This window comes from Thermanaeromonas sp. DSM 22490, assembly GCF_056378755.1.
In genome coordinates this window covers 1-16,069 of record NZ_JBJHHE010000025.1, presented here as the reverse complement: position 1 = coordinate 16,069, position 16,069 = coordinate 1, and the positions used below count along the sequence as shown (strand labels likewise).

Genomic DNA, 16,069 nt, shown 5'->3' with positions numbered 1-16,069 from the left:
TAAGGTTTGGTATGGATCTGGTGCTGGTCCTCGACTTTGGCGGGCAGTATAACCAGCTCATTGCCCGGCGCATTCGTGAATGCCAAGTATACAGCGAAATGATTCCTTATTATACACCCCTTAAAGAGATTTTGGCGCGTAAGCCTAAAGGTATTGTGTTTTCCGGCGGGCCCGCCAGTGTTTATGGGCCTAAGGCTCCTCGCGTGGATCCCGCCATCTACCAATGTGGTGTCCCCATTTTGGGCATCTGTTATGGTATGCAGCTCATGGCTCACGATTTGGGCGGCCGGGTAGAAGAGGCAGCAGGGAAAGAGTACGGCAAAACCATTTTGGAGGTAGCAGGCAGCGATCCCTTGTTTAGGGGTTTGCCGTCTACCATGCAGGTGTGGATGAGCCACGGCGACTACATTAGCGCGCCACCCCCAGGATTTCAGGTGACGGCCCGTTCGGCCTATACTCCAGTGGCGGCCATGAGCGATCCGGATCGCCAGCTTTACGGCGTACAGTTCCACCCGGAGGTTAAACATACGCCCCTGGGGCAGGAAATCCTCCGGCGCTTTTTATTTGACGTTTGCGGGGCAAAAGCGGACTGGACGGTAAGTTCTTTTATTGACGATCAGGTGAAGGTTATTCGGGAAAGGGTGGGTGATAAAAGGGCTATCTGCGCTTTAAGCGGGGGCGTAGATTCTGCAGTAGCAGCAGCCCTGGTTCATAAAGCTATTGGGGACAGGCTGGTATGTGTTTTTGTAAACCATGGCCTTTTGCGCCAAGGCGAAGCTGAGCAGGTGCAGGAGACCTTTAGCCGGGCACTGGACATAAATTTGATTTATGTAGATGCCAGTGAGCGCTTTTTAAACCGGCTCAAAGGAGTGATAGATCCCGAAGACAAGCGTAAAATTATTGGGGAAGAATTTATCCGCGTGTTTGAAGAGGAAGCCCGCAAGCTGGGGAAGGTAGACTTTCTAGTGCAAGGAACCCTCTACCCCGATGTGATAGAGAGCGGTACGGACACGGCAGCGGTGATTAAGAGCCACCATAACGTGGGTGGTTTACCGGAAAAAATGGAACTGGAGCTAATTGAACCTTTAAGGCTTTTGTTTAAAGACGAAGTGCGCCAGGTGGGCCAGGAACTGGGGTTGCCGGAAGAAATAGTCTGGCGCCAGCCCTTTCCCGGCCCCGGCCTGGCCATTCGCATCCTAGGCGAAGTAACAAAAGAGAAGCTGGAAATTTTACGCCAGGCGGATGCCATCGTTTTAGAAGAGATCCGCCGGGCGGGATTGTACCGGGAGATCTGGCAGGCCTTTGCGGTCCTGCCCTCTTTTAAGACCGTAGGCGTGATGGGCGATGAACGCACTTACGCTTATCCCATTATCGTACGGGCGGTAACTAGCGATGACGCTATGACCGCGGACTGGGCGAGACTCCCTTATGATTTATTGGAGAGGATTTCTTCCCGCATTGTCAATGAAGTTCGCCATGTGAATCGTGTTGTTTACGATATTACTTCCAAACCGCCGGCTACCATAGAATGGGAATAAGAAAATTTGCTCAAACTAAGGAAGAAGGAGGATAAACCCTAGCGAAAGCCTGGCTAAAAGAGTTTCCGGGAAGGGGGAAAAGGGCAGTGGTCAGCAAGGGCAGGATTATGTTAATGATTTTGAGCACGTTGGTACTTGCTCTGATCCTGGCTTTTAGCCTGGGCCGGACCCAAGTGACTACTGCTGCCAGGTATCCTGAATTTAAAGAGGCGGTTATAGGCCTGGAGCTTTATGCCCAGGAAGGGTCGGATGATAAGCTTAAGTTGGTGGAAATAGACGACCAGAAAATAACCGCTAAGCTTATGTCTTATCTGGACCAGGCGCAGCCTAACCAGCCGCCGGCTACCTGGCCTTGGAGCAAGTACTACCTGGTCTTTAAGGTAAAGGAAAAGGAACAAATTGCTCGCAGCAAGGAATATGTTTACTTATTTAAGCGTTTTGCCCCAGAGGAGCCCGGCTACCTGGCCTTGGAAAACACTTGGTACCAGGTGCCGCCTCAGTTTAACACCATGCTTCTTTCTTTGGCCGAATATAAAAATGCCACCAGTGAGGTAGACCCTGAGGATGTGGCTTTTCTTAAGCAATACGGGTGGGATGTCTTGTTTAAGGCTAACACTATGGAGGGGAAACTTCCGGAAAAGCTAGTACATAATGCCGGAGATTTTCCCGTAGTAATTTACTGGGCTTATAACAATGAACTGAATAAAGACATAGGTATGGATATAACTCCCTACCTGGGAAAAGAAGTGAGAGTAAATCTATATAAGCTCGAGCAACCTTTGCCGGAGTTTATGCACCCGCGCCGGTGGACAGGCAGAGCAGTGGTAGTTAAATACGAAAATAAGATCGTGGGAGCTTGGTTGGATGCCGGTCGGCACGATGCCTTTGCCTCTTCTTTAAAGGGCCGCCGTTTGGAGGAGATAACAGGTAAGTCCTGGGGCGAATGGCTGGCGGGTATTGTCAATCGGGAAGATCCTTTGGAGAAGCGGTTATCTGCTTTAGGCCCGGAAGAGCTCATTCGCCTTTTCTACGAGGCAGTAGGTAACGGTGATAAGCGTACTGCTCATGCTGCCTTGAGCAGGCGTAACCTGGTCAACTACCTTTTCAACAATATGGATAATAACCGCCTTTATAACCCCTCCTTTAGCGTCAATGATCGCGATGGATTAAACAACGTAGCAGGGGCTAAGATAGTTAGTATCAAGGAGCTACCTCCCCAAGATAGTGATCCCCCTGAGGTTAAACGCTACCAGGTAGCGGTAGATCTCACCTTCCGACGCGCTATAACAACTGAGAGTGGGGTACAGGTACGTTTTCTCACCTTGCGGCAAGAAATACCGGGTTTGGGCTGGAGGATCGACAGCTTGGGTACCGGACCCTAATTCTTACTATTGGTGAACTGACGGCAGTAGTCGTGATACGCTTTTAGGCACTCAGGTTGTTCCCGCAGGAACTGTACCAGGCGAGTTATACAAACCAGGGCTTCTTTGCTCAGGTTGTGCTCGATTTTTTCAGTGTCTTCCAGGATATGGCTGGTGGCGCCGATTATATCCAGGAATTCGGCCAGGGCATTATGTCTGGCCAGGAGCTCTTCCCCGATTTGGTTTCCCAACGGCGTCAGTTTGATGACGCCGTATTTTTCATAAACCAGGTAATTCCCTTCCGCCAGCCGCTGGACCATTTTGGTAGCGGAGGAGGGCTGGACGTTAAGGGCAGCCGCCAGCTCCTGGATTCTGGCAAAGCCGTTCTTAGCTGCTAAACGATAAATCATCTCCAGGTAATCTTCCATACTGGGTGTCAGCCCTCTATCTTCCTGATCCAACAGGGCATAACCCCGAAAGGTATGAAACCTTTCCCTTTCGCCCAAGGTTTCCACCCCCGTCAAATCCCATTTTATACCCTTTACTTCTCCTTATTTGCACGGAATTCACTATCTATTCCTGCCTTTTCCCTAATCAGTATACGCTTGAGGGAACAAATAGCGCCCCTTTTTGGCGGCAACCAACTTTTTTGGCGGAGTCCAAAAGCGGACTCCTTTCATATTATCTAAACAGAGTTTACTGCCGCTTAAAAATCAAAAAATGGAGGAGGCGCTATTCCTGTGGCAGTCGTGTTGCAAAAGAAAGAATGTTCCCTCGCCGACCTTTCCGATGGTACTTGTGGTCGTGTGGTTAAAATTTTGGCTGATGGTTTCTGGCGCCAGCGGCTTCTGGATTTAGGGTTTACTACCGGTGCCGCTGTGGAAGTAGTGAAAACCGGACCCATGGGGGACCCGGTGGCCTATCGCCTAAGAGGGACCATCATTGCCTTGAGAAAAAGGGAAGCGGCCCTAATTCGGGTAGAATATTAGGGCCTCAAGTAAATATCAGATCGAAGGGGGCATTACCCGTGAGCTTCCATTGCCGGTCAAGAGGTAACCCCTCAATCCAGATGCCGGTTGTGACGGCTAGTTGCCCTTGCCGCCAGCTTCACCAACCCACCGTAACTATTGCTTTAGCCGGTAACCCCAATACAGGGAAGAGTACTGTTTTTAATGCTTTAACGGGTCTCCGGCAACATACAGGCAACTGGGCTGGTAAAACGGTTGGCTTATGCCACGGCAGCTTTGACTATAAGGGGCATAAATTTATCGCCGTAGATTTACCCGGCACTTATTCCTTGCGCCCCGTTTCGCCAGAAGAAGAACTGGCCCGTGATTTTCTTTTGAGCGGGCAAGCTGAAGTAACAGTGGTGGTGGTTGACGCTACTGCTTTAGAGCGTACCCTACCTTTAGCGTTACAGGTAATGGAATTGGCGGAAAAGGTGGTCCTCTGCGTTAACCTTGTGGATGAGGCCCGGAAACGAGGACTGGCGATTGATGCTGATGCTTTAAGCCGGGAGTTAGGAATTCCGGTAGTGGCTACGGCGGCCCGCAGCAGGGAAGGCGTGGCAGAACTCCAGGAAACTATTTACGAGGTGGCTACCGGTAAAAGAGAGATAAAACCGTGCGTTGTTCGGTACGATCAGGAAATTGAAAGCCTAGCTGAAAAAATTATACCTTTTGTGCCGGGCAACAAGGAGAACAGATTAAAGGCTCGCTGGCAGGTCTTGAGATTACTGGAAGGGGAACGAGGTATTTATACGGATCAGGGTTTAGAGGAGATCTTGCAACGGTTTAGGGGTGAAAGGGCCCAGGAATTTAGTGAACGTATGGTCTGCCAGGTTTATAAGGTAGCCGAAAATCTTACCAGAAAAGCAATTAAAAAAATGCGTCAAGTAAGCCTTGATCGCGACCACTGGCTGGATAATATTCTTACTTCCCAATGGGCCGGCTTTCCTATTATGTTGTTACTCCTGGGTGCGGTCTTTTGGATCACCCTGATAGGGGCTAATTATCCCTCGGAAATTCTAGCCCGCCTTTTCTTTAGCCTGGAGGAAAAGCTAATTAATTTGAGCCAGCGCTGGGACCTCCCTGACTGGTTTCAAGGGTTGGCCATCCAGGGGGTATACCGAACTACCGCCTGGGTGGTATCCGTTATGCTCCCTCCCATGGCTATTTTTTTCCCCCTTTTTACTTTTTTGGAAGACCTGGGGTATCTTCCTCGTGTGGCTTTTAACCTAGATGGTTTGTTCAAGCTGGCGGGCACCCACGGTAAACAGGCCTTAACCATGAGCATGGGCTTTGGGTGCAATGCAGCCGGTGTTATAGCCTGCCGCATTATCGATTCTCCCCGGGAACGGCTGATAGCCATAATGACAAACGTCAGCATTCCGAAACTGCAACCGTTTACACCCTAGGGTGTCTCCAATTAAATAGAAAGGCAAAGAGATGGCGCGGCATGTTAACCTTTATGTATCTGGTACGATACTGCGCATTTTCCAAATGTTGTTGTGAAAATAGGGGATAATAACCACGAGGTGTGGTTTAAATGATGCGAGCAACCTGGCTTTATTTGGTAATTGCATTTTTATCTCTAATATCTTATGCTATAGCTATTTTTTTCTCAATCCAACCGGTTTTACTAGAATCGTGGCCTCCGGAAGCCGTGGCGGGGAAAAAAGTCTGGCAACAAAAAGGTTGTGTTGAATGCCATACTCTCCTGGGTAATGGAGGTTATGCGGCCAGTGATTTGACGAAGATCACCCAGACTGCCAGCTATGAGGAATTATTGACATTTCTTACCCGCCCCCCGGTAGTACCTCCATCCAGGCACAAACCTTCTCACCCGGCTCTGACGAGGGAGGAGGCCGAAAAAATACTATACTACCTAGAACAAGTGAGCAAAATCGATAACCGCGGTTGGCCACCCCGTCCCTTTGCAACTCGCAGCTCAGCAGGAGGTAAGTAGTTTTTTGATTAGATTTCTCCTGAGCCAAATCAAGAAAATATTTCTACGCCTCTTTTTCCGCCACCCTAAAAAACAGGGAAAACTACCATCAAAATTAAAGCATCCTTCCCAAAAGGCAGCATATCCTTATGCCCTGGCCGTCTTTCTTTTCTTAGCTTTTCAGGGCCTCTTGGCGACCGGCGGTGCCTTCCACCTTGTATTTCCCGATTTGCCGACACCCATTACCTTTCCCAGTGGCAGGGCTATGCACCTTAATTTGAGTATTTTTTGGCCCCTGCTTGGCATCATAGGGAGCACCTATTATTTCCTGGTACAGGTAACGAACCGTGGACTTTACAGCACCCGGCTGGCCAGGTGGGGATTTTGGTATCTTCTGGGCGTAGGTCTGAGCATCCTCGGCTCCCTGGCCTTTGGTTATACTGACGGTCGTGAATACCTAGAGGCTCCTTTCTTTTTAAAAATAGCCCTTTTGTTGGGGCTGCTAAGCTTTGTCTTCAACCTGGTAGCTACTGCTATTAAGAACCGGCTCTTACCACAGCTGGAAGTAATCATTATCTTGAGCGGCGCCGTACTTTCCGCCCTTTTTTATTTACCCACTATTTTCTTTATCTACCACCCTACGGTCGATGATGTTTTACGCTTCCAGGTCGTTCACCTCTGGGAAGAGGGCAGTCTGGAACTATTGGCTACCACCGTTGGCGCCGCCCTCCTGGCCTCCCTTGGGGTGGTGGGGAAGCAAAAATTAAAAAGATTGCTCTTTTGGGAAGCCAACCTAGTCCTCGTATCCGGCTTATTTGCTACCGGTCACCATTATTACTGGATTGGTATTTCAGCCTTGTGGCACATTATTGGTGCTCTGGCCAGTGGACTACAATTAGTACCCATTGTTCTCCTGGCCGTGGCCTCCTGGCAAAGTATGGTTGCCCCTGCTCTGGCGGCCTCAACTCAGCTAGAGGATCATACCCGGCCTCCTTACTTGGCTCTCTACTTCTTTTATGCCAGTGTATTTTGGAATGTAATTGGGGTTGGCCTCTTGGGTTTTCTCCTGGCTCTCCCTCCTATTAATCGTTATGTCCACGGCACTTATTTAACTTCTGCCCACGCCCACATGGCCCTGTTTGGCTTTCTGGGTTTACAGGTGCTGGCCAGCAGTTACTACGTCCTTGCCCATGGAAAATCACTGAAGTCTACTCATATCCGGCGAGTAAAAATATGCTTTATCTTATTGAATGGCGGTCTGGCCTTAATGGCCGCTAACTTGGTGATCGCAGGTTTTCTACAAACTTACCTGTGGCGGGGAGCTGGGATGGCTTTCCCCCAAGTTCACCTTCTCTTGACACCTTATCTTTTGCTGCGAGCCGGCGGGGGTATAATTTTTGCTGCAGGCGCTGTCTTGCTCGCCTGGGAAATGGTTTCCCTGGTAAACAACCGTTATTGACTTCTAAAGGGTTGTGCTATTAGGTTTGCTACCTGTGCGGATCATTTGGCACCGCTAGCGGGGTGGAAGGAGTTTGTCTCCTGGAGGCGAATATTTTGCGAGAGGCTAACCCGGAAGGTGATAACCGGTGTTAGATCAATAGGCCGAAGGCCAAGACAAGAAGGAGGTACCAGCATGGTGTTATACGAGGTGCGGGACCTGGGTAGGAAGTTGGTGATAGAGGCCAATAGCTCCAACCAGGCTAAACGCTTGGCCTGCAAGAAGTGGGGCAGGAAAGCATCCGACTACTGGTGCGGGATAATTACCTGGAGGGCGAAGAAGCTGAAAGAGACTTGATAGTCTGGCAACCCTTGGCTAGAATGAAGGTGAAGGCAGGTGAGTGCCGTGCCGGAGGAAGCATTGAACGAAGTGGCGGCGACGAATGAGCCGCCGAACAGGCTGGTATCGTCCGAGTTTTTCTTTCTGCTCCAGAGGATAGACAGGCTGGACGAGAAGCTGTCCAGGGAGATCAAAGAAGTGGACCTCAAATTATCTGGACGAATTGATAACCTTAACGAAAAGCTGGAGAATATAAGATTTTGGGCCATAGGCGCAGTACTCACCCTAATTGCCGGATTTGCCGGTGTAATCATCACGCTCCTGCAAAATAATGAGTTGAACCTTAAGGCGGGTGCTACCTACCATTTTATAGTATTCAGCGTTGATAAGCCCCTGGGTGTGGCGCCTGAAAAGGCGACTAGTATTCTACAGAGCCTTATCAACCGAAGCACGCCAGGCACGCCTTCAGGGCAAATATGATGAGTATGTGCCTTGGGAGATACGTCACAGTGTATGATATCCAAATACAGGGCGAAGCTTTAAAGGTATACTGCAAACTAGATAAGGAGCTGCGGGTGAGGATAGATGAAGCAGCTTGGGTTGAAGCCGAATGGGCTTTCCAGAGAGGGAAATACCCTAGCGCTATTACCAGAATATATTATGCCTGGATTTAGCTGCGAGATTAATAGAGCAGCAAAAGTAGCCCGGCAAACCCCAGCCGGGCGTTCCGTTTATATGGGAGCCAATTTAGAGGGCCTGCACGTGCAGCCCTTCCTGATTCTGGTGGGAGGAGCGCCGCCAAAGGCGCTCCTCCCTTTAAATGCAGCTCTGGCCTTCATGCCAGCTTTATCAGGAGAAAGCTCCTCCAGGAATATATCCGTTACGTCGGCGCCCTGGTTTCCACCGGGGAGGCTCTGGAGAGAAGGTATTATATCCTCCTTCCCGGGGAGGAAAGGGAGGAAGTACTACAGAGGGCGCACGAGCTGGCTTCCAATCTTGAGCGGGCAGGACTCAAGGTGGCTATATGCTAGGAGCAGGAGATTATCGACCTGCTTTTCGTCTTTCTGCACCCGGTCCAAGCGGCCTTCGAGCGGCCCCCTGCGTTGGCGGGGTCCCAGTTGCCACCCCTATTGGGAGCGGTGTAAGAAGGAATTTGTCTCCTGGAAGCGAATATTTTGCTAGAGGCTAACCCGGGAGGTGATAACCGGTGTTAGATCAATCTTCTTCATTATCGCTTCAGGCACTAAGGCCCAAGCCTCCTGTGAAATGGGCAGGGGGCAAAGCCCAGCTTATACCTCAATTTGAGCCACTGTTTCCTAAGAAAGAATACAACCTTTACATAGAACCTTTCGTGGGAGGCGGGGCGGTATTTTTCCACCTACTGCCCCACCAGGCTATCCTTATCGATAGCAACGAGGAGCTTATTAACTTTTACCTGGTGGTGCGTGACAACCTAGAGGAACTGCTAAGGGATCTCAGAAAGCATAAAAACACGCGGGAATATTATTACTCTGTCCGGGCCTTAGATCCCCAGGAGCTTTCTCCCGTAGAGAGGGCTTCCAGGTTCCTTTATCTCAACAAAACAGCTTATAACGGGCTGTGGAGGGTAAACAGCCAGGGTAAGCATAACGTGCCCTTTGGGAGATATAGGAACCCCAAGATTGTGGACGAGCCCAACCTCCGGTCGGTGGCCGAGGCTTTAAGACACGCCCAGATAATCTGCGACGATTTTAGTCGCGTGCTGGAGTTCGCCCGGCCGAGTACCTTTGTATACCTCGACCCGCCTTATTACCCCTTATCCGATACGGCCAACTTTACGGGCTACACTTCGGACGCTTTCGGGCCTGAGGACCAGAAGAGATTAGCGGCTGTATTTAGAGAACTAGATAGAAGTGGCTGTTTGGTGATGCTGAGCAATTCGGATACGCCCTTCATACGTGAGCTTTATTCGGGATACGATATCCAGATAGTCTACGCCAGGCGGGCTATAAACTGCCGACCTGATCGAAGAGGACCGATAACAGAACTTGTTATTCGGAATTATCGATGAGGATGGTTATACCAGGTAAAGATGCTCGTTAGTGTTGTGGGATTTGCGGCCGGGGTGTATTACCCCGGCTTTTTTGTTTCTTTTTTCCGGGCAAGAGGAATAGAGAACTGGGAGACCCCACGGTGGTCGGCTTTGCTGATAGAGCAAGAATCAGGGAAGCGATAAAGTCTAACCTGGCCGTTCTGGTGGCCAGCGCTGCTAGCTGGCGCTGGGGAGACTTGATGCGGATTAGAATCCTCCTTCCGGCTGGTGCGGGTAGCTCCGCGAGATGGGGAGTTTAAGGAGTTAAGCAAAAAGGATGGAAATGTTCAAGGCCTTCCAGCTGCTTTCTCATGTTGCTGCTGCAGGCCGGGCCTTGGTCGGCAAGGGTGCGACCTGCAGCATATGCTCTCGAGCTGGCGCCCGGTTCGTGCATTTGAGTATTAGAGTTTATTGCGTTTACCTGGAGTCCTTTTCCTGTAGTAGGACAATCTAGGGCCTTCGTACAATGTAGCGGAAGGGGAGATGGGGAATGGCCGTGGCGCTTAGAAGAGAGGAGTCTAAGTCTCCCACTGGAGGGTATGTCGTTAGGGTATTATATACAGGTACACGGGAAGAAAGCGAAAGGGCGCTTAAGGAAGCGCGGCGGTACGCTTTCCAAAAAGTTTATGAGATAATCAAAAACGAAAAGGTGCAAGTCTAGTGCTAGCAGTAATATACGTGCGCGTTTCCACGGAAGATCAGGCCCGGCATGGATACAGCCTTGAAGCCCAGGAGGAAGCCTGCCGCAGGAAGGCAATGGAGCTAGGGGCCACACTGGTGGAGATCTACCGTGATGAAGGATACACGGGAGAGATTATGGAACGCCCGGGCCTTCAAGCCGCCCTGGCCGCAGCGAAGAGCGCGGCCTTCTTTATTGCTTATGACCCAGACAGGCTCTCCAGGAGACTGGCCCACCAGCTCCTCCTGGTGGAGACGATAGAGAAGGCCGGTTGCCGGTTGGAGTTTGTAACCATGGACTGGCAGGCCACCCCGGAAGGAAGGCTTTTTTATTCCTTGCGCGGGGCCATAGCCGAATACGAAAAGGAGAAGTTTAAGCTGCGCAGCCAGTTCGGCCGCCTGGCGAAAGCGAAACAGGGCTACTTGCCCTTTAACCCCAAAACTTACGGGTACCTATACTCTGAGGGAAAATACGAGATCGACGAGGCCAAGGCGGCCGTGTACCGCCGTATGGTGGATATGGCCCTGTCCGGGAAGTCATGCAGTGAGATAGCCGCTGTGCTCAATTCGAAGGGCATACCGGGACCTAAAGGCGATAGGTGGTACCGGCAGACGGTCCGGAGAATACTGAAAAACCCCGCCTACAAGGGAACTCTGTACGTCCACATGTACGATACCGAAGGGCATAAGGCCATAAGGCAGCGAGGCGGCAGCGCAAGTCCCAGGATCCGCCCCCAGGAAGATTGGGTAGCGGTATCTGTACCGCCGTTAATTAGCCCAGAAGAATGGGAACTCCTGCAGCAGGCCATTACTGCCGGGAGGCGCGGTAACCAGGGAGGGAAAACCTATTATTACCCTTTGAGTGGCCTCGTTTACTGTGGCCTTTGTGGCGGGAGCATGTGTGGCAGCTACGGTAAGAGCCGGAAGGGAAACATCTTCAGGTATTACATATGTACCCGGGCTTGGCCTTCAGTACAAGCGGAGAGACGCAATCCGGTGTCCTGCCCCGGGAACAGACACCGGGCGGATAAGGTTGAAGAAGCGGTATGGGGGAAGGTAAGGGAATGGCTTTCCGACCCTGAAGCCCTGGTGCGCGACGCCTTGGATACGTCGGCGGCAGACCAGGCTGCCAAGGAGGCGGAGAGGGTCAAAAAGCGGCTGGAACAGGCCGAACGGGAAAGGGAGCGTGTCTTTGAAGCATATAAGCGTGGCCTGATAAGCCTAGAAATGTTTGAACGGGCAGTGAAGGAGCTTGAGGCAGAAAAGAAGCTCCTAGAAGCCAGGCTGAAAGAGCTAAAAGAGACGGTTAACAGCACTTCGGCGGTGCGGTATGGCGTTGCAATGTTGCACGAGCTGGCGCGGGAGGTGGCGGGGAGGCTGGACGATCTGGACTGGCAGGACAGGGAAAAGCTCATAAGGCTCTTGGTACGGAGAGTCACCCTCCTTAAAGGGGAAATGGTGGTTGAGGCCAGGGTGCGTCAACTGGAGGCAAAAGAAAATGGACAGTTGCCGTATGAGCGGGAAAACGAAATAAGCATACCAATAGTTAAACCTATAAGTTTCTAATGCTTAAGATCATGGTACAATAGTGGCTAGGAGAGTGGTTTTTATGAAGCTTGACCGTATCACTGTAGACCCCCAGGTATGCATGGGCCAGCCCACCATACGTGGTACGCGCATTACCGTGGCTTTTGTTTTGAAGCTTTTGGCTTCTGGCATGGATATCCCCGCGATCCTTAATGCTTATCCGGAACTGGAAGAAGAAGAAGACATACGGCAGAGCCTGATGTATGGTGCCTGGCTTGCTGCGGAGCAGACAAGGCCTGCACCCTGGGAGGCAAAGGAGTCTTGAAAGATTTACGATATTTGGCAGACCTCCATATTTCGCCTCTGACGTGTGAGTATTTACGCAAAGCGGGCTACTCTATTGTGAGAGTGACAGACCTTCTTTCCCCTAAAGCTTCGGATGAAGAGATACTAAGATATGCACGCGACTGCCGGATGGTCATTATAACCCAGGACTTGGATTTTTCAGCCCTTCTTGCTATCACCAACGCTTCGCAGCCGAGCGTTATTATCCTCCGCTTAGCCATACCTCACCCACAGGCCGTAGCTAAAATCCTTTGCCAGGTCCTACCGAAGGTGGAGGCTGATCTGGTAAAAGGAGCTATAATTTTTGTGACTGAAGACAAGGTAAAAGTGAGGATGCTCCCTGTCCACTGAAGAAGGGGGTTAACAGCTAAAGCAAATTTTCCCCAAAGGCAAGCGCAGGAAGCTAGGGGAAAGAGATGTGGTTGCGGTTTCGGAATGCTCACGAACGTTTTTGTACCTTGTAACGGCCGGTTTCCCTTACTGATTACTTTGGCCAGCATTTTTTTTGCTGGAACAAGTGGAAATTCTTTAGCGGCAGCAGTGGCTGTCACCGGGCTTGTCTTGTTCGGTATAGTTATTACCCTGGTGGTTTCCTGGGTATTATCCCGGACTCTTTTGCAAGGTGTACCTTCCGCCTTTGCCCTGGAGCTTCCTCCCTTCCGGTGGCCCAGAATAGGCAGCTTGTTAATCCATTCCTTTTTGGATCGTACTATATTTGTTTTGGGCAGGGCGGTAACCGTCGCTGCCCCTGCCGGAGCCCTGACTTGGGTTCTGGCCAATACCTATATAGGTAATCAGAACTTCTTAAATCTGGTCGCCGGGTACCTTCAGCCCCTGGCCCGCCCTCTGGGCTTAGATGGGTACATTCTTTTAGCTTTTATTCTGGCTTTGCCGGCCAACGAACTGGTTTTACCCCTCTTACTTATGGCCTATCTTAACCTGGGCACCCTGGTAGAATTGGATAGCCTAGAGACGCTGGTAGCTTTATTGAAATCCTATGGCTGGACATGGGCTACAGCCCTATCGGTTATGCTTTTTAGTCTCCTCCATTACCCCTGCGCCACCACTTTGCTTTCTATTTACAAGGAGACGAGGAGTTTGAAGTGGACTGTACTGGCCTTCGCGATTCCTTTGAGTGTGGCCTCAATAGTTTTGCTACTGTTGAATGCGGTTTTAAAGTTGGTCTAGAATTTTTCTCAAAAGAATTGTATAGACTATCCCCACAAGAAGATCGAAGGGGGTAGTTTAAGTGACCAGGATTATCGGTATCCTCCCCAATCAGCAACAGGTGGGCGCCGTAATCGATAGTCTCAGGGCGGCCGGTTTTGACCGCAAGGATATGATTATTTCTGATCTCAGCAAATCTTTTAGGGGTAGGAGAGACCCCGGGGAAGTACCATATTTAAAAACGGAGCGCGAAGGCCTGTGGGAAATGGGAGCTTACACCGATTTTTTGACCGATGAGGCCGGCCAGGGAATTGTAGTAGTTGTGGAAGCGCCGCGTAATGAGGCAGCCCGTATACGCGAGATAATGGAACAGAACGGTGCTGCTAAGATTATTCAGGATTAGGGGTCACCGTGTTATAGCGGTGGCCCTTCTTATTTACCCCTTTAGGCTTCTGAAGGCCGAATTTCCGCTTACGAATGTTAAGCGGGGTCTAAAGCTTAAATTATAATCTAAAAGGATTAGGGCCCATAGTTTTTAACTCTTCAATATACCGGTTGAGAAACTGCGGCAGTATACCTTCTCCCAGTAAAGGTGGTGCCTTAACTTGAGGCAGGCGGCCGTCAATCTGGGCCAGTATATCCCGGTCAGTGTAACCCTCTATACTAATGGCGGCCGGACGGCAGGCCACGGCACAAATACCGCATCCGCGGCATAAATCGGGCTCTATAACTGCTACTAATTTATTCATATCGCTCGCGAAAAGGTTGGGAACTTCCCACAGACCGTTATGCGCTATTATTTTTTTATTTTCTTTTAGGCTAATAGCACCAAAAGGGCATACTTCTCGACAGGTAAAACAGCTGTTACAAAGACCCCAGTCAATGCTTGCCACATGAGGAGTAACTTCTGCCAGCGGGAGGTACTTCACTCTTTCCGGTTCTATCATCATCCTGGTCAGTGTTTCCTGGAGGTTCTGTATCCTGGAAGCGACTAATGTATTACCTCGCTTAAAGCGGCACTGGTTTTCCCGGCATCCTGCTATAAGAATTCCGTCAATGCCATGGGAAAGGGCATCATTAACCAGGGACATATTGACGGCGCCGGAGCAGGGCACGCGGATAATGCGCAGGTTGGCCGGATAGGGTATGCGCTCCCTCCCCAGCCGGTCAGCTTCCGGATAGGCATCGTTTTTACAGAAAAAACCCAAGAGCAGGGGTTCTTCCTCGGGGATGCCGGCTGTGTTGATGGCAGTGATCATAGCGGCTACTTCTTCTAGTCTAAAATCCGGCAGGGAGATAGCCTGCAGGGGACACCCCCCCACACATATACCGCACCTCTGGCATTTTTGGGGATCGGGGGTGGGAAATCCATCTTTATCGAGCTGGTAAGCTTCATTAGGACACTCTTCCACACAGCGTTTGCAGCGATCGCATTTCAGCCTGTTAACGATGGCCGTATGAAGAGGCTTATGGCTTAAATACCCTGTGGCCCCTGCCGTATATACCCGGGCGCACGCCATAAGGATAAGGTCCAGCGCTTTTCTGGTGGCTTTTTCTTTTTGGGGATGTACCCAGGCACACTGCTCGCGAATATTAGCTATTTCTACTAATCTCCGGTTAATACCACTCGCCTCGGCCAACCAGCCAAAATCAAGATAATAAAGCTGGGGAGAGCATGCTGCTACTACCAGGCCGGTAAGGGCATGGTCTCTGATTGTCTGGCCTATTTTTTCCAGGCCGAAAGAAGAGCAAGCCTGGAAAAGCACTTCTATCCAACTGACACTACGGGCGTTCTTCAGTTTTTCCACGAGAAATTCTATGTCTATAAGCGTATCCAATTCTCCCTTGCACCGACAGATGAAAGCCCCTATCTGCATCTTGATCCCTTCTAGCCCCTTTAATTAACTAGCAGCGGCACATGGTGCCGCTGCCCAGTCACTCATTTCTATTCTTGCAAACAAATCTTTCTACTTTGCCATTAATATCCACTAAGGTCCACATTATCTTATTGGTACCCATCAGCGGAATTAATTTGGCTGGATAATATCCTAACTGGTAAGGAAGCCTTGTTTCTATGGCTCCCTGTGGGCAGACTTTGGTACAGGACATGCAATCCCAGCAGTCCCTGGGATCTCTACAATATGCCTTGTTATCTTCTCCCAGAGTCATCAAGTCGCCGGGACATATCTGCTCGCACAGCGGTTCTTTTTCTGCCTTACAGCCATCACATTTTTCCAGTATTACTTTGGGCGGCACGGAAGATCAACCTCCTTCTCGCATCTTTGACCTAGGGGCGCAGGCGGTCGCCCGGCACTATTTGTTCATACGGTCTGGTGAATACTTCGATTTCTCCTGTTTCGAGGTTCTTCCGGGAATTAACAAAGCAATCGAACTCAGGATTGATATCGGGATAATCCATCCTGGTTTGCCATCCCGGCCACCTGGTCTCCCGGCGGAACAGGAGGTGGTGGATTAGGACTTCGGCCACGTCCAACCGATCGATAACCTCATGGGCCAGCATCAGTTCATGTAAATCCCCGGCTATCAAGTATTTTGTCTGATCCTTTAAAATGCGGATATGGTTTAGAAGTGATGTGATAAACCCCTTAAATCAAGGCTAATTGCAGTCGAAAACACGAGATAAATAATAGGTGATGTT

The 16,069-nt window shown here is 50.4% G+C and carries 20 protein-coding genes and 1 pseudogene; 17 read left to right on the top strand and 4 right to left on the bottom strand.

What is annotated here, in order from left to right; translation table 11 throughout:
- The first annotated feature begins 11 nt into the window (after positions 1-11).
- Both guaA and AC1BI1_RS12910 read left to right on the top strand, forming a co-directional pair.
- The gene (gene guaA, locus AC1BI1_RS12915) at positions 12-1,538 is read left to right on the top strand and encodes a glutamine-hydrolyzing GMP synthase (RefSeq protein ID WP_476717717.1); all 1,527 of its coding nucleotides are present in this window, start codon (positions 12-14) and stop codon (positions 1,536-1,538) included.
- A gap of 86 nt (positions 1,539-1,624) precedes the next feature.
- Positions 1,625-2,920 carry a DUF4830 domain-containing protein gene (locus tag AC1BI1_RS12910; protein WP_476717716.1) on the top strand — a complete coding sequence of 432 codons (1,296 nt, stop codon included), beginning with the start codon at positions 1,625-1,627 and terminating at the stop codon, positions 2,918-2,920.
- Here the strand turns inward: AC1BI1_RS12910 and mntR are convergent.
- Positions 2,917-3,414 (bottom strand): transcriptional regulator MntR, encoded by a 498-nt coding sequence (mntR, locus tag AC1BI1_RS12905; RefSeq protein WP_476717732.1) that lies wholly within the window; start codon positions 3,412-3,414, stop codon positions 2,917-2,919. The two genes, AC1BI1_RS12910 and mntR, sit on opposite strands and share 4 nt — an antisense overlap.
- 225 nt (positions 3,415-3,639) lie before the next feature.
- Here mntR and AC1BI1_RS12900 point away from each other — a divergent pair, with 225 nt between their 5' ends.
- The 15 genes from AC1BI1_RS12900 to AC1BI1_RS12830 all read left to right on the top strand — a co-directional run bounded on the left by AC1BI1_RS12900 (position 3,640) and on the right by AC1BI1_RS12830 (position 13,813).
- Positions 3,640-3,888, top strand: a complete 249-nt coding sequence (locus AC1BI1_RS12900) for a FeoA family protein (RefSeq protein WP_476717715.1) — start codon at positions 3,640-3,642, stop codon at positions 3,886-3,888.
- Between the two features lie 38 nt (positions 3,889-3,926).
- Positions 3,927-5,315 carry a ferrous iron transport protein B gene (gene feoB / locus AC1BI1_RS12895; RefSeq protein WP_476717714.1) on the top strand — a complete coding sequence of 463 codons (1,389 nt, stop codon included), beginning with the start codon at positions 3,927-3,929 and terminating at the stop codon, positions 5,313-5,315.
- A gap of 131 nt (positions 5,316-5,446) precedes the next feature.
- Positions 5,447-5,866, top strand: a complete 420-nt coding sequence (locus AC1BI1_RS12890; protein ID WP_476717713.1) for a c-type cytochrome — start codon at positions 5,447-5,449, stop codon at positions 5,864-5,866.
- A 4-nt stretch (positions 5,867-5,870) separates the two neighbouring features.
- Positions 5,871-7,304, top strand: coding sequence for a cbb3-type cytochrome c oxidase subunit I (locus AC1BI1_RS12885; RefSeq protein WP_476717712.1), 1,434 nt, complete (start codon positions 5,871-5,873; stop codon positions 7,302-7,304).
- Between the two features lie 174 nt (positions 7,305-7,478).
- A complete protein-coding gene (locus tag AC1BI1_RS12880) occupies positions 7,479-7,640 on the top strand; it encodes a hypothetical protein (RefSeq protein WP_476717711.1) in 162 nt (53 codons plus the stop codon).
- A gap of 48 nt (positions 7,641-7,688) precedes the next feature.
- A complete protein-coding gene (locus AC1BI1_RS12875) occupies positions 7,689-8,102 on the top strand; it encodes a hypothetical protein (protein WP_476717710.1) in 414 nt (137 codons plus the stop codon).
- A gap of 29 nt (positions 8,103-8,131) precedes the next feature.
- Positions 8,132-8,296 (top strand): hypothetical protein, encoded by a 165-nt coding sequence (locus tag AC1BI1_RS12870; RefSeq protein WP_476717709.1) that lies wholly within the window; start codon positions 8,132-8,134, stop codon positions 8,294-8,296.
- Positions 8,297-8,829: 533 nt separating this feature from the next.
- Positions 8,830-9,672 (top strand): DNA adenine methylase, encoded by an 843-nt coding sequence (locus AC1BI1_RS12865; protein WP_476717708.1) that lies wholly within the window; start codon positions 8,830-8,832, stop codon positions 9,670-9,672.
- A 122-nt stretch (positions 9,673-9,794) separates the two neighbouring features.
- Entirely contained in the window at positions 9,795-9,953 is a 159-nt protein-coding gene (locus AC1BI1_RS12860; RefSeq protein WP_476717707.1) for a hypothetical protein, read from the top strand.
- 230 nt (positions 9,954-10,183) lie between these two features.
- Positions 10,184-10,354, top strand: a complete 171-nt coding sequence (locus AC1BI1_RS12855) for a hypothetical protein (RefSeq protein WP_476717706.1) — start codon at positions 10,184-10,186, stop codon at positions 10,352-10,354.
- Positions 10,354-11,937, top strand: coding sequence for a recombinase family protein (locus AC1BI1_RS12850; RefSeq protein ID WP_476717705.1), 1,584 nt, complete (start codon positions 10,354-10,356; stop codon positions 11,935-11,937). Before AC1BI1_RS12855 ends, AC1BI1_RS12850 begins: the two co-directional genes overlap by 1 nt.
- Positions 11,938-11,980: 43 nt before the next feature.
- Positions 11,981-12,223 (top strand): DUF433 domain-containing protein, encoded by a 243-nt coding sequence (locus AC1BI1_RS12845; protein WP_476717704.1) that lies wholly within the window; start codon positions 11,981-11,983, stop codon positions 12,221-12,223.
- Positions 12,220-12,594 (top strand): DUF5615 family PIN-like protein, encoded by a 375-nt coding sequence (locus AC1BI1_RS12840; RefSeq protein WP_476717703.1) that lies wholly within the window; start codon positions 12,220-12,222, stop codon positions 12,592-12,594. The genes AC1BI1_RS12845 and AC1BI1_RS12840 overlap by 4 nt, the downstream gene beginning before the upstream one ends.
- Before the next feature lie 84 nt (positions 12,595-12,678).
- Positions 12,679-13,431 (top strand): nucleoside recognition domain-containing protein, encoded by a 753-nt coding sequence (locus tag AC1BI1_RS12835; RefSeq protein WP_476717702.1) that lies wholly within the window; start codon positions 12,679-12,681, stop codon positions 13,429-13,431.
- Between the two features lie 61 nt (positions 13,432-13,492).
- Entirely contained in the window at positions 13,493-13,813 is a 321-nt protein-coding gene (locus AC1BI1_RS12830) for a hypothetical protein (RefSeq protein WP_476717701.1), read from the top strand.
- Positions 13,814-13,913: 100 nt separating this feature from the next.
- Here the strand turns inward: AC1BI1_RS12830 and AC1BI1_RS12825 are convergent, their stop codons facing one another.
- The 3 genes and pseudogenes from AC1BI1_RS12825 to AC1BI1_RS12815 all read right to left on the bottom strand — a co-directional run.
- A complete protein-coding gene (locus AC1BI1_RS12825; protein WP_476717700.1) occupies positions 13,914-15,287 on the bottom strand; it encodes a hydrogenase iron-sulfur subunit in 1,374 nt (457 codons plus the stop codon).
- 58 nt (positions 15,288-15,345) lie between these two features.
- Positions 15,346-15,666, bottom strand: coding sequence for a 4Fe-4S dicluster domain-containing protein (locus tag AC1BI1_RS12820; RefSeq protein WP_476717699.1), 321 nt, complete (start codon positions 15,664-15,666; stop codon positions 15,346-15,348).
- Positions 15,667-15,697: 31 nt separating this feature from the next.
- Positions 15,698-15,997: pseudogene (locus tag AC1BI1_RS12815) on the bottom strand (adenylylsulfate reductase); the annotation flags it as partial.
- Positions 15,998-16,069: the final 72 nt, after the last annotated feature.